Origin of the sequence: Streptococcus atopicus, assembly GCF_049166725.1 — a bacterium.
GTDB lineage: Bacteria > Bacillota > Bacilli > Lactobacillales > Streptococcaceae > Streptococcus > Streptococcus hominis.
Map to the genome: position 1 here is coordinate 35,061 of NZ_JBMHFC010000011.1, position 25,693 is coordinate 60,753.

A 25,693-nucleotide genomic window follows, 5' to 3' on the forward strand; every position below is an offset into this window, starting at 1 on the left:
CAGAAACACAGCTATAAACACTAAGAAGCCAAACGACGCAAGAACTTCTCGCTGTCCTTATGAACTTAGCACCTTGCTTTTACTTGGCTTCATACCAGGTCTTGCCAGCACTTTCGTCCGCTTTCAAGGGAACAGAAAGTTCAATGGCAGATTCCATGATATTCTTCACCAGAGTTTTAACAGTCTCCAGTTCGTTTTCAGGTACTTCCAGCACAATTTCATCATGAACTTGCAGCAACATTCTGGTTTTAAAATTCCCATCTATCAGAGCTTGATCCAGCCGAATCATTGCAATTTTAAGAATGTCTGCGGCTGAGCCTTGAATCGGTGAATTGATAGCCGTCCGTTCCGCAAATCCTCGGACATTGAAGTTACGAGAATTGATGTCTGGAATCTCCCGACGACGATGAAAAAGGGTTTCTACATAGCCCTTGTCTCGCGCCTCTCGCACCACATTTTCCATATAGGCCTTGATACCCGGATAGCGCTCAAAATAAGTATCAATATAGGCCTTCGCTTCCTTACGACTAATGCCCAGATTGTTGGCAAGTCCAAAGTCAGAAATTCCGTAAACAACACCAAAGTTAACAGCTTTGGCATTGCGGCGGTCATTTGGTGTCACATCTTCTGGCTTTTCAATACCAAAAACCCGCATGGCTGTTGAAGTGTGAATATCTGCCCCGTGTCTGAAAGCCTCAATCAAATGCTCATCACCTGAAATATGCGCCAAAACCCGCAACTCAATTTGCGAATAATCGGAGCTAAGTAAGACACTGTTCTCCCACTCTGGCACAAAAGCCTTCCGAATCAAGCGCCCTTGCTCTAGGCGGATTGGGATATTTTGCAGATTAGGGTCAACACTTGATAGGCGTCCTGTCTGAGTCAAATCTTGAAGATAGCGAGTATGAATCTTTCCGTCCGCTAGAATCCAGTCCTGCAATCCCATGACATAAGTCGACTGAATCTTAGCAATTTGCCGATAGTCCAAAATCTTCTCCACAATTGGTGCGATTGGTGCCAAACGTTCCAATACATCTACTGCCGTAGAGTAGCCCGTTTTGGTTTTCTTAGTAAAAGACGTTGGCAAACCTAGTTTTTCAAAGAGAATACCCCCCAACTGTTTAGGCGAATTAATGTTAAACTCCTCACCAGCAAGCTCATAGATTTCCTGAGTTAGCCGAGTCAGAATTCTCTCATTTTCAGCCTGCATAGTTTGCAATGTTTCGCGTTCTACTTTGATACCAGCAATCTCCATTTTAGCCAGCACAAAGGCTAAAGGTTGCTCCATTTCGTACAGTAGATTGAGTTGGTCATGCCGACATAGCAAGTCTGTCATAGGCTTTTCCGTTTCAACGAGAACTGTGACTTTTCTGGCTAAATGGCTCAATAAAATAGCTTTTTCAGGCAGTGCCCGCTTAGCGCCTTTCCCATAAACCGCCTCATCTTCGGCGAGTTTGGTCTTGCCATAAAGACCGGCAATTGTTACGATTTCATTGTTATCAACGGTTGAAAGAAGGTACTTAGCTAAACGGCTATCAAATGCAGGTCGCGAAAGCTCAATGCCTAAGCGACTGAGCAAGACCTTGGAGCGTTTAAAATCATAAACCTTGAGGGCTGTGTTTCCCAAAAATTCTTTGAAAGCTGGTTGCTGCAAAAGGTTGATGTCCTGACTGGCATAAATCTGCTGTGCATTTCCCCACGCAAAGCCCACCATCTCGTCTATGTGGTAATTGTCCCCCAACATTTCAAAATAGAAAAAATCATCTTTACTGAGCATTTCTGGACGGACTTCCGTCACTTCCTCAAAAGCAATGTCAGCCTCCTCTTCTGGCTCTGCTTCTGTTTCTAGCGCTTGCTTAAATTGCTTAAAGCCCATTTCATCGTAAAATCTGCTTAATTGTTTGATATTCGGACCTTGATAGAGAATATCTTCCAAACCAATTTCGATTGGGGCTTGGGTATCAATGGTTGCAAGTGTTCTAGATAAGAAAGCAATGTCCTTGTCATTGATGAGATTTTCCTTCATCTTAGACTGCTTCATTTGGTCAATGTTGTTATAAATACCTTCCAGAGAGCCATATTCCAAAAGAAGCTTGAGTCCCGTTTTCTCACCGATTTTAGTCACTCCAGGGATATTGTCTGAGGAATCGCCCATAAGAGCCTTAAGGTCAATAAATTGTGTGGGTGTAATTCCCATTTTTTCCATGAGGTAGGCTGGTGTGAATTTCTCGAACTCAGCCACACCTTTTTTAGAAATTTCCACAATAGTATTATCATCGGCCAGCTGGATCAAATCCTTGTCTCCACTCACGATTGTCACATCGTAGGAAACAGCCGTGTTTTCAGCCATTTTATCCAAAGTACCGATAATGTCATCTGCCTCATACTGATCCAAATCATAATAGCAAATACCCAGCTTATCTAGCATTTCGCGAATAAAAGGCAGCTGCTCACGAAATTCCTCTGGCGTTTTAGCCCGACCACCCTTGTAATCAGCATACATCTCTGTCCGAAAGGTAGTCTTTCCCGCATCAAAAGCCACCAAGATATGAGTTGGCTGTACACGTTCTATCAAGTGATTCAGCATAAGATGGAAGCCGTAAATGGCATTGGTGTGAAGCCCAGACGGACTCTTGAATCGGTCAATTTGATTATACAGTGCAAAAAAAGCACGGAAAGCGACGGACGAACCGTCAATCAACAGTAATTTATTCTTGTTTTCCATAGGTTTATTATAACATGAAACCAAAAAAATTTTTTGATTAAGGATAATGGCAGCACACAAAAAGCCTAAGAAAATTTTCTTAAGCCTTTATACTATTTTGATACAACAACTTCTCCAAATGTTTCACTGCATCTGCAAAGTAATCCACTACACATACGTAGCTGCTTCTTGGACGGCCTTCGGAGCATGCGCCATACAGTAGGAAATATCGGATTTTTCAAAGACTACAAACTAACTAATAAAAATAAAGAATGAGATAACCCGAAATGTTCATTTTTCTAGTCTATCTCACTTTCATTTTATAAATCTAATACAAGCGAAAAGCTGCTACCTTGCCCATATTCGCTCTGAACGAAAATATCTCCACCCAGTTGATGTGCCAATTCACGCGCGATATAGAGTCCTAGACCGTGCCCGCCAGTTTTCATATTGCGAGAAGATTCTACCCGATAAAGTCGTTTAAATATTTTCTCCAAATCCTCTGACTTAATGCCCTGACCTTCATCTGCCACCGTTAAAGTCAAGCGCTTATTGTCAACCGCCGCATCAATAGTAAGCTTAGTGCCTGCTTCTGAATACTTAAAAGCATTGCTGACAAGATTGAGAATAATCCGCGAGAGTTTATCATAGTTGCTGATAATTTTTGCTGATTCTGGCTGCACTGAAATCTGAATATCTCGGTCTTCTTTATCAATCACCAATTGGAACTCCGACATAATATCAATCAAGAGCTTATCAAGGAAAATCTCTTCTTTTTCAAGCGGTACATCTGGCTGATTCATCGTATTCAGAGTGATAAAACTTAGCTCCTCGACCAGCTTATTCAACCGATCGGTCTGCCGACTGATGGTTTTGAGATAATACTGCTGCTCATCTGCCGCAATCACACCGTCTAGCATTCCTTCAACAGTTGCTTGAATAGATGTCAAAGGCGTTTTAATATCATGTGAAAGCTGAGCAATCATCAAGCCTTTTTCTTTTTCACTTTCTTCTAAAGAGGCAAATGTGTTTTGCAAATCAGTAGACATTTCATTAAAAGCATCTGCTAGCTCTTTAAATTCAGTAGGATTTTTAATGTCGTTCACCGTTTCAAATTTCTTGTCAGAGATTCCTTTTATGAGTTGTTTTAATTTATCCAAAGAAAGAAAGACACGGCTCAACAGCAAAAGGCTAACCAATGCCCCTGTAATACTAGCCAGAATGCTAATACCAATAATAAAATAAATATCACTTTTTGAAATCAGCATGGTGTTGACAGACCAGATGATTGCAACAACCGTGATCGTTGTGGAAATGAGGTATCCCACAATAATAAAGTGTTTTAATTTCATTTTAAACCTCTATCTTATACCCTAAGCCCCAGACGGTCTTAATCGTGGGTGTTTTTTCTGTACTGTATTTTGCTAAATCTTGCCGCAGAGCATGAATGTGTACGTTTAGCGTATTGGTGTCATCCACAAAATCTTCTCGCCAAACTTTTTCGTATAATTCTGTCTTTGAAAAGACCCGCTGAGGATTACTAGCAAGAATCCATAGTAGTTCAAACGATTTAAGGGTCATCATCAACGATTGTCCGTGCACTGTCACTTCGCGCGTTGCATGATTTATCTCTAAATCCCCTAGTTGGAGTTTTTCATCTGCTCCCACACTGCGGTGAATGCGCCGCAAGATATTATGCACCCGCAACACCAACTCCCGCGGACTGAAAGGTTTGGTAATAAAATCATCCGCCCCCATACTGAGAGAATAAATCTTATCTGGCTCAGATGTTTTAGCCGTGATAAAAAGGAAAGGCTGGTCTGGAGCAAGATATTGTACTTCCCCAATCAGATCATAGCCATCCATATTAGGCATCATAATATCTGTAATTATCAAATCAATTGAATATTTCTGAAACAACTCTAAAGCTTCTTGTCCATCATGCGCCACATTGACTTCATAACCTGCCTGTGTTAAATAACGCTTGTTAATCTCGGTAATCTCTACTTCATCATCTACTAACAAAATTCTCTTCGTCATTTTCTTACCTCTACTGTGAAAAATAGTGTTATACCACGAAAAAGTATAACACTATTTCTATACTTGATTCAAGCGTTATTGCTCACAAATGCGAGAATTACTTCTTTTCTCTGCGTTTCATGCCAACAAGTGCTAAAATAGCTGCTGCACTTAGGCCAAGAAGTCCTAAAACTGTTAAAGCAAGAGAAGATTTTTGACCTGTATTAGGAAGCGATTTTTTACTTGCCCTAGCTTGTCCACCTTTTGAAGTTGTTGCAGAAGGTGTGCCACCTTTATTTGAATGTTTGCTTCCGTCATGATCTGCTTTTTTACCTTGGCTTTGTGCCTGACCATTTTGATCTTGTTGAGATTGCCCATTAGAGTCCGCTTTCTTTTCACCTTTTAGGTTAATGGTCACAGATTTCGTCGCAATGACATTGCTTAAGTCTGCTTTGCCATCTTTTTCACCATAAACTGTGACTGTTGCTTTATAAGAATGCGTTCCATTAGCTTTCAATTGTTCTAACAAAGCTTTATCTTGCTTACCCGCCACATTGCCATCTAATGAAACTTGATAGAAATATTTGCCTTTGTCTAGACCTGCAAGTGGTAGGAGACCTGCATGGTTTTCTTTACCATTATCTGACCACGGTGCGCCATCTGAGGATTTCAACAAGAGACGGGTTAACATACCATCACCACCGAAGAGTTCGTACGGAATGACTTGGTTGACACCAGCTGTAAATGGTCCTGGATAGACTGCATTTGTTAAATAACTTGCAGGAACATCAATTTTATCTTTGATGTTATCTGCTACGGATTTTTTCACTTGGTCAGCAGTCGTAGTGCCGTTCAGATTCAAGTTCACTTGACGTGTTGCGATGACATTGTTCAAGTCTGCTTTACCATCTTTGGTTGCACCATAAACCGTTACCGTTGCGGTATAGCTGTGTGTTCCATTCGCTTTTAGTTGATCTAAAAGAGCTTTGCCTTGTTTACCTGCTGCATTGCCATTGAGTGACACTTGATAAAAATATTTACCTTTTGGAATGTTGGCAAAGGGTAGTAAGCCAGCGTGTTTTGCCGTGCCGTTATCTGACCATGGGGCGCCATTTGAAGATTTCAACAAGAGACGGGTTAACATACCGTCACCACCGAAGAGTTCGTACGGAATAACTTCATTCACGCCTGCTGTAAAGGGACCGGGGTGGTTAGCGTTTTGTAAGAAGGAAGCTGGTACATCGGTACTACCTTTGATGTTATCCGCTACAGATTGCTTAGCTTGAGCAAGAGATGGATCTTCTTGTGCTTTTTGACCATTCAAATTCAGATTTACTTGACGTGTTGCGATAACATTGTTCAAGTCTGCCTTACCATCTTTTGTTGCACCGTAAACCTTAACAGTCGCAGTGTAAGTATGAGTGCCGTTGGCCTTCAGTTGGTCTAAAAGCGCCTTACCTTGTTTACCTGCCGCATTACCATTGAGTGACACTTGGTAAAAGTATTTACCTTTTGGAATGTTGGCAAAGGGTAGTAAGCCAGCGTGTTTTGCCGTGCCGTTATCTGACCACGGTGCACCGTCTGAGGATTTCAACAAGAGACGTGTTAACATACCATCACCACCGAAGAGTTCGTACGGAATGACTTCATTCACCCCCGCTGTAAAGGGACCAGGGTGGTTCGCATTGGCTAGGAAGGAAGCCGGAACATCTGTACCGCCCTTGATATTATCCGCTACAGATTGCTTAGCTTGAGCAAGAGATGGATCTTCTTGCGCTTTTTGACCATTCAAATTCAGATTTACTTGACGTGTTGCGATAACATTGTTCAAATCAGCCTTGCCATCTTTTGTTGCACCGTAAACTGTGACTGTTGCAGTATAGCTGTGCGTACCGTTGGCTTTCAATTGATCCAAGAGCGCTTTACCTTGTTTGCCGGCCGCATTACCATTGAGTGATACTTGGTAGAAATATTTGCCTTTTGGAATGTTGGCAAAGGGTAGTAAGCCAGCGTGTTTTGCCGTGCCGTTATCTGACCACGGTGCACCGTCTGAGGATTTCAACAAGAGACGGGTTAACATACCATCACCACCGAAGAGTTCGTACGGAATGACTTCATTCACGCCTGCTGTAAAGGGACCGGGGTGGTTAGCGTTTTGTAAGAAGGAAGCTGGTACATCGGTACTACCTTTGATGTTATCCGCTACAGATTGCTTAGCTTGAGCAAGAGTTGAATCTTCTTGCGCTTTTGGAGCTACTTCTTTTACAACCGTTTCTGTCGCCTTTTGGATTTTTTTCGTAGCTTCTGCAACGGATTTGCCTACTTTATTTTCTTTTGTAACTTCTTGTTTTTCTTGCACCTTTTTATCTGGTGTTTGAGTTGTTTTGCCAGACAAATCTTGTGAGGGCTTCGTTGTACTTGGTATTTCTTTCTTTTCAGCTGACGAGCTTTCTGTTTGCCCTACTTTCGAATCAAGTATGGATTTACCAGAGTCTGTCGGACTATTTGACGGGGCTGTCGTGACCACCTTGTTTTGCGTACCAACTTGTGCATTTACAGGATTACTAATGAGAATAAAGAATCCACTTGCCACAACTACGGAAGCAACACCTACACTTAACCGACGGATAGACCATTTTGTATATTTTTCATTATTTGAACGATGATTTTTGTCAACCATATTATTTACTCCTTTGATTATCTTTAATGGTTGATTAAAGTTTACCAAGCTCTTATTAACTATCCGTAAGACAAAGTTAAAGTTTTTCTTAAATAAGCATTATTTCTTGCTTATTTATAGAATTTTCACATGTTGTGATATACTAGATTACATGAACAACATTTATTATTTTGTCCGTCACGCGCACTCAACTTACACACCTGACGAATGGACACGCCCTTTGTCACAAAAGGGACTCACTTCCCTCTCACAATTAAAAATATTAGAGAATAAGCCAATCTCTGCTATTTATTCTAGTCCTTACCAACGAGCAATTGAAACGATTGAGCCTTTGGCACTAACTTTTGGACTTCCGATTCAACTGGATAAGCGATTGATTGAACGAAAGCTAAGCAGTCAGCCGGTTTCCGACCAAACATTTGAAACTACACTCAAGCAACTTTAGCAAAATCCTGACAGTTCTCTTCCGAGCGGCGAATCAAATCTCATAGCTCAAAATCGAGCTCTATCATTTCTACAAGAATTAGAAGAAAATCACCAAGATGAACACATCATCATCAGTTCTCACGGCAATCTGATTTGTATCCTGCTCAGCTATTTTGATGGACAAATCCATTATGATTTTTGGAAACAACTGTCCATGCCCGCTATTTTGATATTAAAAGATGAAAAAGTATACTTGCAGTAAGATTCAAATCAACTTTATCTATCAGTCACAAATGATTTTTTCACTAGTGAAACTCCTAAACTATTCCTATTTAGTTTAGGAATTTTTATTTGACAAATGATTTTCCAAATCACTTCAAGCTCTTATACAGTTTCTTTCGCGTTCGTTTCTTCCATGAAAATGGTTCTTGCTCTCCTTTGGGCCGCTCTTGATTCTCAAAACCGCTCCCTTCCAAACTCGTAACTGAATTTTTGGCTAAGTTCCGAATGTAAGCCTTGGTTCTGTCTCGAATAAAGTCTTGCGGTGACTCACCATTTAATCGTAATAAGTTCGTATGAGGTTGCTAGATAAAGTAATAAAAATCCCCTGTCTCCACCAACCGATAACATAAATAATGAACTCCTTGCTTAACCACCCAACTATCTACCAAATACAACAATCGTTGCCGATACAACATTTTCTTTCCTTTAAGTATCTTCAAAGATGACGTTGAATAATAAATTGTTTCATGTTCTGTTTTCCGGATGAGAAGATAACTCCCTATCGGAAAAATATAGAGAAAGAAAATCAACTAAAATTCTCATCGTTTTGAACATCAAATTATGAGACTGCTCTTACCGTTTAAATAACCCATACAACTTGCAACTCTGAGTTTCGGAGGAATACTCACTAACATGTAAATATGATCCGAACCTACATTCGCTTCATGAATCGTCACTCCCTTACGCTCACACAAATCACAAATAATCTTGCCGATACTGGACTTGTATCTGCCATATATAATTTAGCGACTATATTTGGGTGCGAAAACGATATGATAACTACAATTCCAACGATTATGTGATAAACTTTCATTATCCTCTCTCATGAGGTACCTCCTTTATGATCTGATGGGGTGGTGGGGAAACCACTTCTATACTTATCATTTGGGGAGGGATTTTTATTACCTCGCTGGAGGCTCCACGGAACCACTAGCTATGCTAGTGGTTTTCGCAAGACAAAAAGAGAGAATCAGATTGATTCTCTCTAAGGTTTCATTATAATCCACTCATTACAATTGACAAAGTACCAATACTACTAAGGGAATGCTTATGATATTGCAAAAAAAGTAAATCTTATTTAATATTATTAAGATCTTTTAAGATGGTTAGGAATCCATTTACCGTCGGCGCCTACATAGTATTTTCCATTGTCTACCCAAGCGTTTCTAGCCATTTTACCATCTTGCCCGACCCAATAGGTATTGTCAATCCATTGGTTTTTTGCTGGAGTGCCGTCTGCTTTGTAGTAGAACCAATCACCTTTGGCATCCTTATGCCAACCAGGTTTATGAGCGTCTTTCACCCATTTACCATCAGCTCCTACATAGTATTTTCCGTTGTCAACCCAAGTGTTTCTAGCCATTTTACCATCTTGCCCGACCCAATAGGTATTGTCAATCCATTGATTTTTCGCTAGAGTGCCATCTGCTTTGTAATAGAACCAATCACCTTTAGCATCCCGTTCCCAACTATTCTTTTTCCCTTGAATATTGAAAACGAGTTTGACAATAGTATTTTCGGTAACTTTATTTTTTTTAGGTAATCTTAGAGTAATTGGAACAGTGTAGTTTCCTATTTTTTTAGGAGAACCGGTTATTTGTGAACCACCACCATTTTTCGTAACTTTTACTGTTAAGCCTTCTGGTAGCTGTTTTCGAACTTGCTCCCAGTCTATTTGAACATCTTTTCCATACCCTAAATAGATTGAAAAGTCTTTCCCGCGCTTAAGATTGAAAGTTTTTTGTTGATTTTCTTTTAGAACTGAAGTTGGTTCCACAAGATTGCTATCCTTGGTTAAGAGAACGGGTTTTTTATTAAGATAGGTATCATAAATAGCATCGTCTGGAGAGACTATAGTTTTGCCGCTTACTTCTTTCCCTGTTTTATCTGTATAATAATAGTGAGGGGATGTTGTAGGGGTGGTATAACTCACTTCTTGATATTTTGTACCGTCCTTATTTGTTTTTATTTCAATTTTATAAGGGGTACGCTCATTATCACCAATATTTAAACCACCTAGGTCAGCAAGAAAAAAGTGGAAATCTTTAGTTTCTTCATTATATCCATAAGTTCGTATCAATTTTTTGGATAAAATATCACCTTTCATATTTTTTAAAATTTCAGTGATATAATTTTGCCCTAATTGTCCTTTGAATGTTGTTCTATAAGTAAATAAAGGCTTTCCAGACTTAACTTCATCTTCTGTTTTCCAAACTTTGATAGTGATATCTTTGTTTATGTTGTTTTGTTTATGTTGCAACAACTTTGAAGTGTTTGAAGATGTGATTGCTGATACAGGAGTTGCAGACATTAAAAATGCTAAGCCGACTCCACCAATGATAAGTGTAGCTTTTTTCATTTTAGACATAGTAACATTTCCTTTGAATTTATAATATAATTTATTATATCATGTGTTTCAATTTGTTTTTTGCATTTTTTGTAAGTTATATGTAAAAATTATATTTAGCTAAGACGAGAATTTTTAATCAAATCTATAGTTGTTTGGTAATGAGGATGCTTTTCGATGATGACTATTATTTTAAGGCTGATTCTTACAATCACAAGCGAATCAAAACAAAATTAAAAGGATTGAGTCCTGTTCAATACAAAACTAAATCCTTTCAACAATTATTTTGGAGTCAGCACACAGTTTTCTGCTTCTTTTTCTGTAAGAATTCGTTACTTATCACTTTGATATTGGGAGTATCCTAATACATTATGTAGATGTTGCAAATCTTCTAGGCTGTCGATTTCGAAAATGCTGTTATGAGAAATGGATTGGATTTTAACGTTTAGGTTAGGGAGCTGCTCTAGAACGATATTATCCCAATAAATATCTGCATAATTTCCTAACTCAAATTTTTTTTCAATTGCTTCTTGTAATAAAGCACCATCTGTAGAATTCCAATAAGAAACTCCGCACATAATAGGTCCTTCTCCATCTTCAATAGTGATATCTGTCACAAAAGAATCACTATTGGTGTGAAGAACCCATTCTTGCTTAAAATTTGTTTTATAAGCAGAAAAATAAGTAGAAGTTTCTAGATTGTTTGACAAAAAATTATCAACTAAATAATTATCGGCATCAATAACATAAGTATTTGATAGATACTGTTTGACTAAATACATTGTATAAAAATTATTATAAATAGCATATTTGTCATTATGTACTAAAGTTACTTGATATTTATCTTTTAAAAATTCAAATTTTTCGGCTAAGTGACCTGTAACAATAATAATTTCATCTATGCCTTTTTCTCGTAAGAAATGGATTTGTCGTTCAATCAAGGTTTCGTCTCCTATCTTGATTAAAGATTTGGGAGTCGTTAGAGTAATTGGTCGGAGACGAGTTCCCATGCCAGCAGCTAAAATAATAGCTCTCATAGTAACCTACTTTCTGATTTATATAATGTTATGGTTCACTCTTTTGAGATGAAAAGAGTACCGATGATAATCATGATACTGCATAAAATCAATTTTAAGTCAAAATGTCCACCAATTAGGAAAATACTAAAAATAATAGCCCAGATGGAGTAGGTGACATTCATTCCGGTTGCTTTGACAGGTCCGATTGTATCAATAGCTTGATAGTAGAAAAGGTAGGATGTAGTACCGATAAGCGCTAAAGCGATGATAGGAAAAGTAATAGGACGACTTAATACGCTGTAAAAATTAAACAAAGCATGTCCTTCAAAAACGATAAAGAAAAAGTAAACGATACTGGATACCCATTGCCGTATGAACAGTGCTTCTTTTGGAGTAATATCATCTTTCATACCATAGGCGCAAATAACGCTTTCTGATGCCCAACCACCAGCACAAATACAGGCCGCGATGAAACCCCAAACTGCTTGTTCATTTAAAGAGTTAAGCTGAGAATATCCTAATATACTGATAGCTAGTACAGATAGAAGCAGTCCTATCCACCCTTTTTTGGTTAAATAATCCTTTAAAAATAGAGCTCCTAAAACGGCAGCCACAACTGGATATAGAGCGGAGATACTTGCAGTATATCCAGCTCCAATTGTATCAATGGCATATAAATAAGCACGCATGCCAATAGGACCGCCAAATAAAGCAGCAAACATTACAAATAAAGCACTTTTGAGTTTGAATTTTGAAATAGTCGTTCGTAGTTCACCTTTTATACCCTGCAAAATTGTTAAATATAAAGCAGAAAATAGATCATGGAAAAAAGCTAGAAGTAACGATGCAGCCACTAAACGTTTGTCAACCAATGAAAATGGAACGGCGAGTAACACCCATCCATTAAAGGCTGTATCTGCTCCCCATAGTAGTCCCGATAATAAACCACTGAAAATTCCTTTACGATAAGAGTTCATGATAATCCTCTCTTTTTTCTTGATACAAGGTCATATTTTTCCAAGCGCGCTCCAGACGGTCTTTTCCATAACTACCAAAGTTATCACCTCTACTTTCTTTAAAAATTGTCCAAGCTGACCAGACAAAATCAGAACAAATTTTATAAGCAAGAACTTTTAATTCAATCAGTGGAGGAAGTTCTTTGGTTTGATAGTAAGTTTCTAGTAACTGTTGCTCCTGAGCATTTGTAAAATTACATTCAATACTATGGTTCGCTAAGTCCCATACAGGGTCATTCATTCCAGAGTATTCCCAGTCAATTAAAAAAGGTTTTCCTTGATTATCTTTAACAAAATTTTCTGGTACAGTATCAATATGGCATGGTTTTTTTTCAATTCCCATTTTTAATAAATCTTTTTCCAAGGATAAAACGAGAGGTCGTAAGACCTGGTATCCTTCATAATAAGTGGCAGCCATTTCATCTGCTAAATGCTCATATTTTTCAATTTCTCTAAATACATTAAATTCATTGCTGAACTCCAAACCAGAGTGATGTAGTTTTCTCAGTAAATTAGTTGTTAATTTCATATTTTTAGGATAAGCCGCTGTCACTGGATTCAGTGTTTCTGCACCTGTGATAAATTGACTAATTTTAGTTCCTGTCTCAGCATCAAAATAAGTTGTCTCGACATCAAGTCCCAAAATTTGAGCAATGATGCTGTTTTCTTTTTCAGCTGTACGATCAATAAAGCGATCAGTCCCATTTCCAGCAATTCGGACGATAAAGGATTGTCCATTTAGAATGACCTTATAATTTTTATTGGTCATGCCACCGGCACTTTCTAATAAATCAATATCTTTATCTGTAACATCTAGTTTATCTTTTATGAACGTGCGAACAGTGTCAATTTCTAATCGTTTTTCTTTTTGAAGAATGCGTGGGTAAATGATTTGTGTGACAGATTTTATCTGTGATTGATCATCAATTTCTCCCCAGATAAAATCATCTACGCGGACATATCCTAAACGATAATCTCTAGCAACATCCATCATGATATACTCATAATTAACAAGAGGATTTTCATTTTTTGAAAAAATAGTTAACATTTTTTCAAAAAAAGGAAAAGAGAATTTAGACATTCCAATCATCTCTCCATCAATATGATTAAATTGATGGATATCTTTGCTTATCTTAGAAATTTGTTCTCCTTGAATTTCAACCATAGCTTCATCATAATTTTCTCGGACACTAGTAATTAAAATACTGCTAGTATCGTTAGAATGAAGAAGTCGTGTCAAGCCACGTTCTTCAAATACTAGATCTCCTTCAATCAGTAAAAAATCATCATTTATAAAGGATTTTGCTTTTGCTAAAGAGGCCATTGTTCCGGTCGTTTTAAATTGTTGATTAATAACTATGTGTATCTGAGGATATTTTTTTTCAATCGGAATTAGCATTTCTTTGGCAAAACCTACAACTAATACGATATTGGTAATACCTGATGAAATCAATAATTGAATACTTCTATCTAAAATGGTTTCATTATCTAGAGGTAATAATCCAACAGGAATATTAATTTCTTGTGCTTGTCCAGCTAATAGGATGACAGCATTCGTGATAACTTTTTTATCATTGCTCAATGAAATTTTTTTTTGCTGTTCTTCTCTTAAGAAACGTTCCAATAGCTGTAAGCCAGCTTCAGTCAAATGATAAATATTCTTTTTTCTCTTTTCGATTAACAAGTAGTTTTCTTCTTCTAATAATTTAAGGATATTGTTAATTTTTCCTAGAGAAATATTAGTTTTATCTGATATTTCTCGTTGAGACAAGTATCTATTTTGATTAAGTTCGTATAAAACAGTAAACAAGTCATTCATGGCGCACCTCCTTCGTTCATTTTTTGAACAATATGATTGTACTCTAATTTTTTACGCTTGTCAATAACTTGAAAATCTAAATAATCAAAAATCCTAAAGTGATGTTGACCAGCAAACTATTTTTTTTCTTATAAATAATGTATAATTATAATTGATTAAGCAAATGGAGAGGATACTTATATGAAAATAGCAGTAGCAGGTACAGGTTATGTTGGTTTATCTATCGCAGTTTTGTTAGCTCAGCATCATCAAGTAGTAGCAGTGGATATCATTCCTAAGAAGGTTGAATTGATCAATCAGAAACAGTCACCTATCCAAGATGATTATATAGAGAAATATCTGGCAGAAAAAGAATTGAACCTTTTGGCTACATTAAATGCAGAAAAAGCTTATCAGAATGCAGACTTTGTGGTCATTGCAGCTCCGACGAATTATGATCCAAAAAAGAATTTTTTTGATACATCTGCTGTAGAGTCTGTCATTAAAACAGTGCTAAAATACAACCCTGAGGCCATCATGGTGATTAAAAGTACCGTTCCTGTGGGCTATACCGAGTCAGCAAGGAAAAAATTTCAGACTGAAAACATCTTATTTAGTCCTGAATTTTTGCGTGAGTCAAAAGCACTTTATGATAACTTGTACCCAAGTCGAATTATTTTAGGAACAGATAAAAGCAATGAGCGTTTGATAAGTGCTGCTAAAACTTTTGCGGTTTTGCTTCAGGAAGGCGCTTTAAAGAAGGATATTGAGACATTGTATATGGGCTTTACAGAAGCTGAAGCGGTAAAGCTTTTTGCGAATACTTATCTTGCCCTGCGTGTATCTTATTTCAATGAGTTAGATACCTATTCTGAGATGAAGAATTTGGACACTCAAGCGATTATTAAGGGGGTGAGTTTAGACCCTCGTATTGGTGACCATTACAACAATCCTTCTTTTGGCTATGGTGGTTATTGCCTTCCGAAAGATACCAAGCAACTTCTTGCAAACTATTCTGACATTCCTCAGGATATGATGACAGCGATTGTACAAAGCAATCGTACAAGAAAAGATTATATTGCAGATCGAATTTTAGAGCTTGCAGGAGCTTATGTTGGTAATGAATCCTATGAGCCAGCTAAGGAACGAGAGATTACGGTAGGTGTTTACCGTTTGACAATGAAAAGCGACTCAGATAATTTTAGACAATCCTCTATTCAGGGGGTTATGAAACGTTTAAAAGCTAAAGGAGTTACAATTATTATTTATGAACCGACGCTTGAGGATGGTGTTACTTTCTTTGGCAGTCAGATAGTCAATGATTTTAAAAGATTTAAAGACCTTAGTCAAGTGATTATTGCCAATCGTTTTGATGAAACCTTAGAAGATGTAAAAGAAAAAGTTTACACCAGAGATATCTTTAAGAGAGATTGATTAAATTTATAAAGCTCTGTAATTACTGTAGTGGATAGATCCATGAGGAGTTATGGAGCTTTTTGAGTGTATAAAAAAAGCCCTATATGACTTATAATGAAAAGTGCCTAAACCATCATTAAAAGGATTCATATAGAACAACTTAAGAATACCACAGAATTATCATTGTGAAAATCTTTGACAAGAATTCTATTGAATATCGTGCTATGAAAAATCACTGGAAATTCCCGCAAAAGAATAAGTGGAAGTTCATGATCACTCTTTTATTCACACACAGTGAAACAGCCTCTAAATTCTTAGAAAGCTGATTCAAAGAATTCCCCAATGCTCAATAAACTTCGTTATCATTACGAAACCTAATAATAACTCCTTTTTCATTTTCAAGAAAGGACCGAACAAAAACTTTGATGGAGTAGTAAGTTACTTATTATCTTCTATTTAACTTACTATTCTTATCTACTTAAAAACTGTTCTAAATAGCCGATTTTAAATTTACTCTATTAACGAATGATTGCTTTTGAATTTAGTACTTTTAGTTCCACAGGATTAACCACTGTACTGCCCGCTGGAACATCATGTAAAACCATGGTTCCTGCTCCAATCTTAGAATTAGCACCAATTTTCACATTTCCTAAAATAAATGCATGAGCCCCTATAAAGCAGTTCTCACCTATGATAATTCTATCATCAACATCTTTAATCCCTAATGTTACATGATGTTGTATAGTCACATTGTCTTCAATTATAGCATTGCTACTTACAACTGTTCCTAACCCACGATGTTCAAAATTTACATTTTTCCCTATTTTAGCTTTACGTGGACACTCAAAACCATACAAAACTCTAAGTAGAAAAACTCCACCCTTTAATTTCCTACTCCAATTATATATAAAATAAAATAATCTCATAATTTCTTCTTTCTTTGCCTAGTAAACCATCATTTTTTATAAGCTTTAAAATAGTGATGCCCTACTCTATCCTTTTCTGGAGGTAAGGTCATATAATCTCCATATTCATGCCGAAGAACCTTATCAAACTCTTTAGGAATTCTAAATTCATATTTCTCAAAAGGAACCAAAATAGTCTCATCAAACCACTCACGCGGAAAGATATCTTTTTCTCCCCATGACAGCCAAATCACACAACCAACAAATTTACTGTTGTCATAATTTTTAACTCTCGCTAACTTATCTAATTGATTTTGAAAGTAATTTTTCCCAATCATTTTAGAGAAAAGATAAACTGGATATTTAATAACCTTCCTAACAGTTGATGTTGTCGTTTCAATAGCAAAATGTTCCCTAGTCGCTTGGTAGCAAAACGAGGATAAACGATCCCCCTTCATGCCAAAGGCAACCGCTTCCTGTTTAGTATCTCCCAATCCGTCATAAGGATATATATCGATAAAAACTCCCAATCCGAACGATTTCTCATTTTCCATCTTAATTCGATATCTTTGATCACTGATTCGAGTAATCATATACGGATATTCTAGGCACTCTTCACGATTAAATACTTTTAAATGTGGATAATCAGCTATGTTTTCCTTCAAATAATGTAATAGGCGATCATAATCTGGTCGTGGCATCATGATATCAACATCATCATCCCAAGGAATATATCCTTTATGTCTAACTGCACCAATTAAAGTCCCGTAAATCAAAGCATAGCGAAAATGTTGCTTTTCACAAATACTAGCAATCGTGTGTAAAATCTCCAACGATACTTCTTGCATCTCTCGAGTAGTTAGTTCTTTCATATCATCCCTCCCGATAATATCTTAATAAGATTCTATTCTTGCTAACAATTCCAAAATAGCTATTATCATTTTTGTCAAAATAAGTTTTTATAATAGGTGTTCGGTATTTCCAACTTTTCGTCTTCAAATTTATAAGTTAACTTATGAAATGGTGTTTGCTCAATAATCGCACGATATATTTTTTCATCGTACTCCTCAAACATACGCAACTGTAAAATATGAGGAGTTGAGTTGTTGAAAGGAACTACTTGATTCCAGTATTCAGGAAACTCTTCAATTGCTATTTGAAAGAAGTGATGAAAAATAAAATAATCAATGGCACTATTATGATTCCTCCAATAATCATAAAGCAAATCTTTTGTTATATTCAAAAGAGGATGATTAGAATAGCTAGCAGTAATAAACCAATTGGAGATTGCCAAGACTTGCCCATCAAGACCAGGTTTTAAGTTTTGAAATAAAAATAAATCAGAATCTAGCATATAGGAAGGAATGTCTGAACTCGAACAAAATACTGTCCCATCAATCCAAGTTCCACCATATTTGGTTAGCAATTCCAATCTTAATAAATCTGAAAGGTGCGCCTTTAAAATAGACCCCTGTTCTATTTTTTCTGTTATATAGTCTGGAAAAGTTACATACTGGTGGTAATTTTCATCTGTTAAAACAACCACTTCTCTATCAACCAGATGTTTTCGTACCGAAGCAATACACTCTTGAACTACATGGGGTGCATCATTTAAACCTTGAAACCAACAAATCCATATCTTTTTGGAAGAACTTCTATGTCGTTGATGATACACAAGTGAATACTGATTTTCTTCCCTAAATTTTTTAATAGTTAACCTATATTTCCTTCTCAATCTTGAAAGAACCACATTACTATTATTTAGACGAACTATTTCTAAAGATTTTTTTGAAAAACCAACCAACGGTAAAAGAGCTATCGTCCTAAAAAGAACTCTTGATCTGATTAAATCTTTTAGAATATCTCCACCTTTTGTCTTTATCAATTTTGCAAAAACGCTCATAAAAAAATTCCTTTCCATATTGAATAACGACAATCTTTTCTACCAAGTAATCTAAAATATTATCAGCTTCTTGCAAAATAGATTTTGGACTGTAACCACTTGTGCTATTCTTATTTTTTTCCTAAAACTACTTTTAATTTGGTCTTCATAAAAATTCTCTCACATATAAATAGTGAGATTATTGTACCTGCAAAAGCGAACAATAAAATCAGTTGCGAAGACAAGCCCAATTTATTAAAAATTGCTTTATAGATATTTATAAATATTTCATTTAAGCAGAGATAAACAATAGACCCCTCACCTATCTGTTTTACTAACTTTATCACAAAGGTTTGATTCAGGAAACTATTGCTCAACTTATAGGAAAATACAATTACAGTTGTTCCAAATAAGACAGAACCGTAAATAAATAGAAAAATATTATGAAAGGTTCCTGTACGCATGCTAACCAAACCATTAGACAGTATTAATGGTGCAGTTAAACAGGAAAGCAAAAGCAAAAACAAACTATATTTATCAGATAGAAGCTGTAAATAATGTTTTAATAGGTAACCATAAAAATAGAACAGCAAGCCTATGCTTGAAATCCCAAAAGCCCAAGGTAAAACTCCTTTATAATGAACTTCCATAAAAAAACCAAAAAGCACAAAAGGCATTACTTGAATGGCAATTACATACGGATTCTTATGCTTTTGATGAATAATTGCAAATAGCAAGCTGCACCACAATAACGAGGGTAAAAACCATAACGCACCAGCAATAGGCATGTTATTCGTATTGTCCCACATAGCAGCAACTAGTGGCTTCATAGCATGATTCAATGTTTGGGGCTTTAATTCTATAAACCATAAGACATAAGCTGGTACAAAGAAAAAAGCATAAGGAATTAACAATTTTTGAAATTTCCTTTTGATAGAGGTGAATGTTAATGAATTACCCTCTGACTTCACTAACAAGCCCGACAAAATAAAAAATAAGGGCATATGAAAAGAATAAATCAAAATCATTGGTGTTTTAGAGACAGGAATGTGTCCTAAAACCATCAAAAGAATACCGAAACCCTTGCAAATATCTATGTAATCTAATCTAAACTTTTCCTTCTTTTTAGAAATATTGCTCATTGCTATCAAAATTCCTCTTAACTTTTTAAAAATCTTTTCCCCACTTTTTCAATAAAGGACCTAATATATTTATTTTGAGTTTTCCGAAAATAAAACAAGGAACAGATAGAGTAAACAACCGCTCCAACAATAATCTGCATCAATAAGCCAACTGTTCTGCTTGGAATAAATTCTCCGACCAGAGAGACAATAGTGGCCATCAATAAACCAAAAGCACAGAATAGGAGTGTTTTTGAAATATATTGTTTAATGTCTAACTGCTTTCTAACATAGAATGCCTGGACAGCACAGACAGTAAATTCAGCAACAGCAGTTCCTACAGCCGCACCTAATGCTGCAAATCTGCTAATTAATAGGGCATTTGTTACTAAATTAATAACCGCTCCTGCAAAAATAGAAATGATATAAGGAACATCTAATCTTTTAGGAATCAGATATTGCATCCTAATAATATTAGCAAAAGCTACAAAGATAATGGATATCGATAGAGCTTGAATGAGATTCCCCGAAGCAATGAACTCATCCCCCCAAAACACAACCGCAAAATTGTGAGCCACTGCAAATATCCCAAAAGACATAGCACTGGTAAGGCACATTATGAATTCCATAGAAAGACCTATGTAATGCCTCTCACGTTCCGTATCTCCTTTAGTGACAAGATTAGACATTTTAGGAAGCATTACCGTCCCAAAAGAAGCTATTACACTAATTGGAATATTGATTGCACGTTCAGCATTTTCAAAAAAACCAACTTGTGCTTTAGTCGTCAGCAATCCTAACATAATCTTATCCATATACTTATACAAACTAACTGCTATCGCTGGAATAAACAAGGTAAGTAATGGCATAATATGGGTTCTCATACCTTGCCATGTTACTAGTCTAAGATTAAAATATTGCCGAATATATGGCCATAAGGCAAGTTGACTGAATAAGGAACCAGCTGCCATAATAAGACAGTAAAGCCAAATATCCTGTGGTTGATGAACAAAAAGAAAAACACATATTGTAGTCACAAACTTGACAATTAAATTAATTGTCACTGTCAGCTTAAATTTTTCTAATCCAAAAAAGAACCAACTGACATCAAAGAATGATGCCAGTACCCATATCCCTTGGATAAAGGCTGACAAATAATCCTCTTTTACAAAAAAAAGAAAATAGATATAATAAGCTACAACAGCCATAAAGGCAATAATACAATGAACTAATAACAACTCAGAAAATGTTTTAGTTAACTTTTTTTTATTATCGCGAACACCCGCTATTACTCGATTACCGTGATTAGCAATTCCAAGTAGTGCAACTAATGAAAAATAGTAGGCAATAGCATAAGTATAAGAGTAAACCCCTACTCCCTTTGCTCCTAAAACACGTGCTACATAAGGGGAAGTAACCAAAGGTAGGATGATGTTTGCAACTTGATATATACTTTGGTATGCAAAATTTTTCTTAACATTCGACATTAATTAGTTTTTTCCTCACAATTATCTAATAACTTGCAGTACAGATGATAAATTTCCTCTGCATTTTTTTTAGAAGTGAAATTCTTCATTGCAAATTCTTGACCATTTTTTGCTTTTACTTTCATTAAGGATTGATTTTCAATAATATAGTTCAGTTTTTTTGCCAAGTCCGCTTCATCATTTGGACAAAAAGTCAGTCCGGTCTCCGTTGTTAGGATTTCTGCCGTTCCACCACTATTACTTCCAAGTGCTGCACAACCTGCTAACATTGCTTCTATGGTGACTCTGCCGAATGCCTCGCATTTCGAAGCCATACAAAACACATCGTTCCTGCTATAGACTTCACTCATATCATCACATTGACCTAAAAGATTCACATACTTTTCGATGCCGTAAGAACGAGCAAGATCCAATATCTGATTATATTGAGTTTCTTGATAGGAACCTGCTAAATTTAGTGTAATAGACTTATCATACTCTGTTTTTAAACGACCAGCCGCTCTAATAAGTAATTCTTGACCTTTACCTGGACTAATGCGTCCAACACATAGAACACTAATGGGATTTGATTTAAAAATCTCTCTATCTGTATTGAGAAACTTTTCAATATCTATACCATTGTAAATCAAGCTAAACTTATTATTATCTATCTCATCTTTATATTTGTCATAAACAGCCTGAGAAACTGCAACAATTGCATCTGACTTATTCATCAATTGCAAATATGCTGTTCTCCTCCAAAATCTTCGATTGAAATCTTCCTCCATGAATTCTCTGATATGCCAAACATGCTTCACTTTGGCATACTTAGCAGCGTACATACCTATATAACTAACCGAAGTATTATCATGAACTATATCTATCTGATTGTCTTTCAAATATTTTGCGATTTTTCTAGCAGAAAATTTCAATATAAGATCCTTTACAGGCATCTTTATTTGCTCAATAAGACTTGGTTCTGCTAACATCATTCTAGAGTATGCACAGCTTTGCAATTGAATAAACGGAATATGATTTTCCTCTAACAAAGAGACTCCGTCTGCCGTTTTAGGTAAAGCTACGTGTGCCTCAACACCATGCTTTTTCAACATAATAGCAAGGGATACCAAACTCCTAAAAGCACCTGCTGTCTTGTGCCCTGCATTTTCAATAAATAATACTTTCATTTCTCTCCTAAACAACTTATAATTTATAGTCTTTTTTATAAGCAAAAAAACTTATAAATATAATAGCCAATACAAATCTACTATCTGAAAATTGGAAACGAACAAAAGAATATAATACTGAGTACAATATGAGACAAAATACGCTAAGCATTCTTGGATTATTAGTTCTTATGGCAGTCCAGAAACTTTGCGCAGAGATTGTTCCATATAAGAAACTACCGACTAGGATACCGCCATAACGGAAATCCGTGTATAAATTCCAAAACATAGAAACATAAGCATTTGCCGTAATTTTCGGACCTGGCCAAACCCATTGAACATCCGTCAGTTGAATCATATTATAAACAGCGTTTATATTGGTCGCACCCCATATTTTCAAAATATTGTTAAAGATATACTTAATGGGGAAAAGAAAGCCCATCAATGAGGCCTCACCATAGCCATGTAGCTCTACTTCTTGAACTGTTTTACTCCAAATTTCAAACATTCTAGGTGGAATGGCTAAATTTAAATAGATATTGGTTGACAAATCAACTCCGCGTGATATTGTTGTGATAACAAGTACTAAACTAGCTATGATTACGATAGCAAGCAACAAATATTTATACCTTTTCAATAATCTATTATTTTTAAAACTCAAAGAACGACTATTTCTAATAAATATCAATCCTACTATCAATATATATATGAATAACAATAAGAAGCCACTTCTATTGGCTGTAGACATCATTTTAAAAAGAAGCATCAGAACCGTTATCGTTATTAAGCGCTTATTTTTTTCTCCATAAAAGATATCTACTGCACAAATAGCTGGTAATGCAAAGGCAATCGGCTGGATAAATAATAAATTTATTGTATTTTCAATGGGATTACTCACGATAGTGTAGTCACTTGAACGCAGAAACTGTTGAATATACCGTAAATTAAAACTCCCACCATTCAAAAAAACTAGTATCAAATCTCTTAAAAAAAACAACATGCACACACTGGCACAAAACAATAATAGTTTGTATCTAGGAATGGCTACTTGATCTCTTAATGTAGCCCAACTCCCAAAAGTAAAACGAATTTTCAAGATTCTTTGAAAGATATAACCTAAAGTATATGCAACAACACCTATTATAATCCATCCTATAGTTTCATTCTGAGGATAATCTAATCTCGTTGTATTTGTCGAGAAAAACAAAACTGCCATCCAAACAAAACAAAAAACAGAAAGAGGGTTAATGACCGTTCTCTCTTCCCTCATCGCTACTAGAGCAACAATAAAACAGAAAGCAATTCCTATCTGCACTAGTGACATCTATCCATCTCCATCATCTATATTTATAATCTTCCCAAGAGAATAGCTAACCTAAAACTAATAGCTTGATTTAGTCGTCCAAAACTTAATCCTTTGTAAAAAGCCAATTTAAGTCGGTTTGTGAAACTTTTTTTATAATCCTTCGCCAAATTCAGTAAAGTTTTTGAATCACTGTCTAGGGAAGCTTGGTTTAAAATTATAAGTTCTTGACTAAATCTCTGCAAGTCAAAGAAGTCATTTGTTTGAAAAACTGTATTTAAATTTCTCTTAACTTTCCCTAAAAAAGAGGTATCAATTCCAAAAACATTATTTCCATGCTGTCTATACTTCATATGGCTATCAGAATCATAAAAGATTTTTCCGCCAACTGCTAAACATACTGCCGAAACATAATAATCGTGCATTGGAATATAATTTGGAATTTCTTTATGTTCAAAATAATTAGCAAAAGCCCTATTCAAAACCATGGTAGCCCCTTGAATATGCCCAGCAATCAGCACTCTACTAAGAGTGAATTTAGGAACATGCTTATACAAATACTCTCCGTCACCTTTTAATTCCTTATCGACCAACATAGAGTTACTACAATATATAGCTGGACCACCCTGTTGCTCGAGACTTTCAATAGCTACACTGAGTTTGTCTACATCCCACACATCGTCCTGATCTGCGAAGGCATAATAATCGTAAAATTTTTCACAGTGAATCAATAAATGCATGAATGATTTTGCAGACCTTAAATTTTCTCCTGTATACCAAGAAACTCGAGAATCTTTATTGCTATAATCTTCCAATATTTTGATAGTGCTATCTTTTGAACCATCATCTCTTATCAATAATCGAACTTCACAGTCCTCTTGGTTTAAAATGCTATCAACTTGCTCTTGTAAAAACTTCTCGCCATTATAAGTTGACATCATTACAAGCACTGTTGTCATTTCTTCTCCTTTGTGAATATTCTCTCATAGCTTTTAACAATCTTTTCCCACGTAAAAGCATTCGCAATTCTTTGGCTAGATTTCTCGTCCAATTCAGAAACGGCATCTTCATCAAATCGTTCCACTTCTTCAATCACACGCGTAAGCTCATCTTTTCTCCAATAAACCGCTCCAGCTTCACCTACTTCACGATTGAACCCAACATCTAACAAAAGATTTAACTTAGTGGAAGAAAGAGCTTCGAGTAGTGATGGATTAGTGCCACCTACTTCATGTCCATGGAGATAAGCAAAAGCATGCTCACGGATATACTTGAGCAACTCTTGGTCATAAACCGTCCCAACAAACTTGACACGTGGATCTTTGTCAAAACCAGTCTCTTGACGCAGTTTCTCATAAAACTTATTTTGCTCAACATTGGTAATCAAGACAAAATCTTTCTTAGAGTTAGACTTCATAAAGCCACGAATTATGGATTCATAATTATTTTCTGGGACGAAACGTCCAACTACAAGATAATATTCATTCTCACGAACACCTTTTTCATCATACCAAGAACGCACTTTTTCATCTGAGGATGTCAGTTGTGATCTAGTTATGTCAGTCCCATAAGCAATATAAGTTGTATTTGGTTGATAATGAGTATAATCCGTTTGGATATACTTTTCGATATTCTTACTATCACAAATCAAAAGGTCTGCGTGCTTCACCATAAGTCGCTCAGAATATTTCCAATATTTACGAACAGGTAAACTCCATTTAGCTCGCAGCCACTCATGTCCATCTGGATTAACCATCAAAGTGCCCCCAAAAGCTTTGATTTTTCTTTTTATAGTTGAAATAAATGGACCAATTCGGCAAGCTAGAATATAAAATATAGGTGCTTCGTCCTTGTTTTTCTTTGCTATTTCAATTGCCTTGTTGAGAGCAGCAATATCATAAGCGATTGCACGAGCCGGTCCAATATTCGGAACATCAATGTTAAAGCATGTGGCACCATTATGTTCAAAAACATCCTCTGTGATTCCAGACTTAGCTGAGTTTTCACGCATACAAGCGACATAATATTGAATGTCTTTATCCTTTTGAAACTCTGTTAATTTCTCTGCAAAAGTTTCAAATCCGCCATATTTAGCTGGTATTCCTTTAGAACCGATAATATAAACTGTTTTTCCCATTCTCTC

At 36.1% G+C, this 25,693-nt stretch carries 18 protein-coding genes and 3 pseudogenes; 3 read left to right on the forward strand and 18 right to left on the reverse strand.

The window, feature by feature from the left end:
• Positions 1 to 79: 79 nt before the first annotated feature.
• From polA to ACOMA9_RS07870, 4 genes are all read right to left on the reverse strand, one after another.
• Positions 80 to 2,725: a DNA polymerase I gene (polA, locus tag ACOMA9_RS07855; protein WP_421425135.1), complete on the reverse strand. Its 2,646-nt coding sequence runs from the start codon at positions 2,723 to 2,725 to the stop codon at positions 80 to 82.
• Positions 2,726 to 3,024: 299 nt separating this feature from the next.
• Positions 3,025 to 4,056 carry a sensor histidine kinase gene (locus ACOMA9_RS07860; protein WP_037613544.1) on the reverse strand — a complete coding sequence of 344 codons (1,032 nt, stop codon included), beginning with the start codon at positions 4,054 to 4,056 and terminating at the stop codon, positions 3,025 to 3,027.
• Between the two features lies 1 nt (position 4,057).
• Positions 4,058 to 4,744 carry a response regulator transcription factor gene (locus ACOMA9_RS07865; RefSeq protein WP_247905413.1) on the reverse strand — a complete coding sequence of 229 codons (687 nt, stop codon included), beginning with the start codon at positions 4,742 to 4,744 and terminating at the stop codon, positions 4,058 to 4,060.
• 97 nt (positions 4,745 to 4,841) lie between these two features.
• Positions 4,842 to 7,403 carry an SSURE domain-containing protein gene (locus ACOMA9_RS07870; protein WP_421425138.1) on the reverse strand — a complete coding sequence of 854 codons (2,562 nt, stop codon included), beginning with the start codon at positions 7,401 to 7,403 and terminating at the stop codon, positions 4,842 to 4,844.
• Positions 7,404 to 7,554: 151 nt separating this feature from the next.
• Here ACOMA9_RS07870 and ACOMA9_RS07875 point away from each other — a divergent pair.
• Positions 7,555 to 8,091: pseudogene (locus ACOMA9_RS07875) on the forward strand (histidine phosphatase family protein).
• Between the two features lie 577 nt (positions 8,092 to 8,668).
• Here the strand turns inward: ACOMA9_RS07875 and tnpA are convergent.
• Both tnpA and ACOMA9_RS07885 read right to left on the reverse strand, forming a co-directional pair.
• Positions 8,669 to 8,938: pseudogene (gene tnpA / locus ACOMA9_RS07880) on the reverse strand (IS200/IS605 family transposase); the annotation flags it as partial.
• 260 nt (positions 8,939 to 9,198) lie between these two features.
• Positions 9,199 to 10,479 carry a hypothetical protein gene (locus tag ACOMA9_RS07885; protein ID WP_421425140.1) on the reverse strand — a complete coding sequence of 427 codons (1,281 nt, stop codon included), beginning with the start codon at positions 10,477 to 10,479 and terminating at the stop codon, positions 9,199 to 9,201.
• A gap of 179 nt (positions 10,480 to 10,658) precedes the next feature.
• Between ACOMA9_RS07885 and ACOMA9_RS07890 the strand changes: the two are divergent.
• Positions 10,659 to 10,733 (forward strand): annotated as a pseudogene (locus tag ACOMA9_RS07890) (IS3 family transposase); the annotation flags it as partial.
• A 57-nt stretch (positions 10,734 to 10,790) separates the two neighbouring features.
• Here ACOMA9_RS07890 and ACOMA9_RS07895 read toward each other — a convergent pair.
• Genes ACOMA9_RS07895 through ACOMA9_RS07905 form a run of 3 tightly spaced genes read right to left on the reverse strand, consistent with a single transcriptional unit; the run spans position 10,791 to position 14,312 of the window.
• Complete coding sequence (locus ACOMA9_RS07895; protein WP_037619460.1) at positions 10,791 to 11,495, reverse strand: CTP--phosphocholine cytidylyltransferase; 705 nt, start codon at positions 11,493 to 11,495, stop codon at positions 10,791 to 10,793.
• Between the two features lie 35 nt (positions 11,496 to 11,530).
• Entirely contained in the window at positions 11,531 to 12,454 is a 924-nt protein-coding gene (locus tag ACOMA9_RS07900) for a DMT family transporter (protein ID WP_247906486.1), read from the reverse strand.
• A complete protein-coding gene (locus ACOMA9_RS07905; RefSeq protein WP_151379799.1) occupies positions 12,438 to 14,312 on the reverse strand; it encodes an NTP transferase domain-containing protein in 1,875 nt (624 codons plus the stop codon). The genes ACOMA9_RS07900 and ACOMA9_RS07905 overlap by 17 nt, the downstream gene beginning before the upstream one ends.
• 180 nt (positions 14,313 to 14,492) lie before the next feature.
• On the opposite strand from ACOMA9_RS07905, the gene ACOMA9_RS07910 reads away from it, so the two are divergent.
• Positions 14,493 to 15,725, forward strand: a complete 1,233-nt coding sequence (locus ACOMA9_RS07910) for a nucleotide sugar dehydrogenase (protein WP_421425144.1) — start codon at positions 14,493 to 14,495, stop codon at positions 15,723 to 15,725.
• A gap of 500 nt (positions 15,726 to 16,225) precedes the next feature.
• Here ACOMA9_RS07910 and ACOMA9_RS07915 read toward each other — a convergent pair whose 3' ends face one another.
• From ACOMA9_RS07915 to cps2T, 9 genes are all read right to left on the reverse strand, one after another.
• Positions 16,226 to 16,633, reverse strand: coding sequence for a serine O-acetyltransferase (locus tag ACOMA9_RS07915; protein ID WP_003027735.1), 408 nt, complete (start codon positions 16,631 to 16,633; stop codon positions 16,226 to 16,228).
• Positions 16,634 to 16,662: 29 nt separating this feature from the next.
• On the reverse strand, positions 16,663 to 17,484 hold the full coding sequence (locus tag ACOMA9_RS07920) for a LicD family protein (protein WP_411942450.1): 822 nt from the start codon (positions 17,482 to 17,484) through the stop codon (positions 16,663 to 16,665).
• A 74-nt stretch (positions 17,485 to 17,558) separates the two neighbouring features.
• Positions 17,559 to 18,515, reverse strand: a complete 957-nt coding sequence (locus ACOMA9_RS07925; RefSeq protein ID WP_421425146.1) for a capsular polysaccharide synthesis protein — start codon at positions 18,513 to 18,515, stop codon at positions 17,559 to 17,561.
• A 110-nt stretch (positions 18,516 to 18,625) separates the two neighbouring features.
• The gene (locus ACOMA9_RS07930) at positions 18,626 to 19,636 is read right to left on the reverse strand and encodes an acyltransferase family protein (RefSeq protein ID WP_421425148.1); all 1,011 of its coding nucleotides are present in this window, start codon (positions 19,634 to 19,636) and stop codon (positions 18,626 to 18,628) included.
• Positions 19,637 to 19,653: 17 nt separating this feature from the next.
• The gene (locus ACOMA9_RS07935; RefSeq protein ID WP_151379800.1) at positions 19,654 to 21,102 is read right to left on the reverse strand and encodes a flippase; all 1,449 of its coding nucleotides are present in this window, start codon (positions 21,100 to 21,102) and stop codon (positions 19,654 to 19,656) included.
• On the reverse strand, positions 21,102 to 22,268 hold the full coding sequence (locus ACOMA9_RS07940; protein ID WP_022525206.1) for a glycosyltransferase family 4 protein: 1,167 nt from the start codon (positions 22,266 to 22,268) through the stop codon (positions 21,102 to 21,104). Before ACOMA9_RS07940 ends, ACOMA9_RS07935 begins: the two co-directional genes overlap by 1 nt.
• A gap of 16 nt (positions 22,269 to 22,284) precedes the next feature.
• A complete protein-coding gene (locus tag ACOMA9_RS07945) occupies positions 22,285 to 23,571 on the reverse strand; it encodes an O-antigen polymerase (RefSeq protein ID WP_421425150.1) in 1,287 nt (428 codons plus the stop codon).
• A gap of 23 nt (positions 23,572 to 23,594) precedes the next feature.
• Positions 23,595 to 24,509, reverse strand: coding sequence for a glycosyltransferase (locus ACOMA9_RS07950; protein WP_270207245.1), 915 nt, complete (start codon positions 24,507 to 24,509; stop codon positions 23,595 to 23,597).
• Positions 24,506 to 25,687: a beta 1-4 rhamnosyltransferase Cps2T gene (gene cps2T, locus ACOMA9_RS07955; RefSeq protein ID WP_421425152.1), complete on the reverse strand. Its 1,182-nt coding sequence runs from the start codon at positions 25,685 to 25,687 to the stop codon at positions 24,506 to 24,508. Before cps2T ends, ACOMA9_RS07950 begins: the two co-directional genes overlap by 4 nt.
• Positions 25,688 to 25,693 lie beyond the last annotated feature (6 nt).

Coding starts and splice junctions, on each gene's coding strand:
- ACOMA9_RS07935 (WP_151379800.1), bottom strand. CDS start 21,102: ATGTCGAATGTTAAGAAAAATTTTGCATACCAAAGTATATATCAAGTT.
- ACOMA9_RS07860 (WP_037613544.1), bottom strand. CDS start 4,056: ATGAAATTAAAACACTTTATTATTGTGGGATACCTCATTTCCACAACG.
- cps2T (WP_421425152.1), bottom strand. CDS start 25,687: ATGGGAAAAACAGTTTATATTATCGGTTCTAAAGGAATACCAGCTAAA.
- ACOMA9_RS07915 (WP_003027735.1), bottom strand. CDS start 16,633: ATGAGATTATTTTATTTTATATATAATTGGAGTAGGAAATTAAAGGGT.
- ACOMA9_RS07950 (WP_270207245.1), bottom strand. CDS start 24,509: ATGACAACAGTGCTTGTAATGATGTCAACTTATAATGGCGAGAAGTTT.
- ACOMA9_RS07900 (WP_247906486.1), bottom strand. CDS start 12,454: ATGAACTCTTATCGTAAAGGAATTTTCAGTGGTTTATTATCGGGACTA.
- ACOMA9_RS07910 (WP_421425144.1), top strand. CDS start 14,493: ATGAAAATAGCAGTAGCAGGTACAGGTTATGTTGGTTTATCTATCGCA.
- ACOMA9_RS07925 (WP_421425146.1), bottom strand. CDS start 18,515: ATGAGCGTTTTTGCAAAATTGATAAAGACAAAAGGTGGAGATATTCTA.
- ACOMA9_RS07940 (WP_022525206.1), bottom strand. CDS start 22,268: ATGAAAGTATTATTTATTGAAAATGCAGGGCACAAGACAGCAGGTGCT.
- ACOMA9_RS07885 (WP_421425140.1), bottom strand. CDS start 10,479: ATGTCTAAAATGAAAAAAGCTACACTTATCATTGGTGGAGTCGGCTTA.
- ACOMA9_RS07905 (WP_151379799.1), bottom strand. CDS start 14,312: ATGAATGACTTGTTTACTGTTTTATACGAACTTAATCAAAATAGATAC.
- ACOMA9_RS07870 (WP_421425138.1), bottom strand. CDS start 7,403: ATGGTTGACAAAAATCATCGTTCAAATAATGAAAAATATACAAAATGG.
- ACOMA9_RS07930 (WP_421425148.1), bottom strand. CDS start 19,636: ATGAGCAATATTTCTAAAAAGAAGGAAAAGTTTAGATTAGATTACATA.
- polA (WP_421425135.1), bottom strand. CDS start 2,725: ATGGAAAACAAGAATAAATTACTGTTGATTGACGGTTCGTCCGTCGCT.
- ACOMA9_RS07895 (WP_037619460.1), bottom strand. CDS start 11,495: ATGAGAGCTATTATTTTAGCTGCTGGCATGGGAACTCGTCTCCGACCA.
- ACOMA9_RS07945 (WP_421425150.1), bottom strand. CDS start 23,571: ATGTCACTAGTGCAGATAGGAATTGCTTTCTGTTTTATTGTTGCTCTA.
- ACOMA9_RS07920 (WP_411942450.1), bottom strand. CDS start 17,484: ATGAAAGAACTAACTACTCGAGAGATGCAAGAAGTATCGTTGGAGATT.
- ACOMA9_RS07865 (WP_247905413.1), bottom strand. CDS start 4,744: ATGACGAAGAGAATTTTGTTAGTAGATGATGAAGTAGAGATTACCGAG.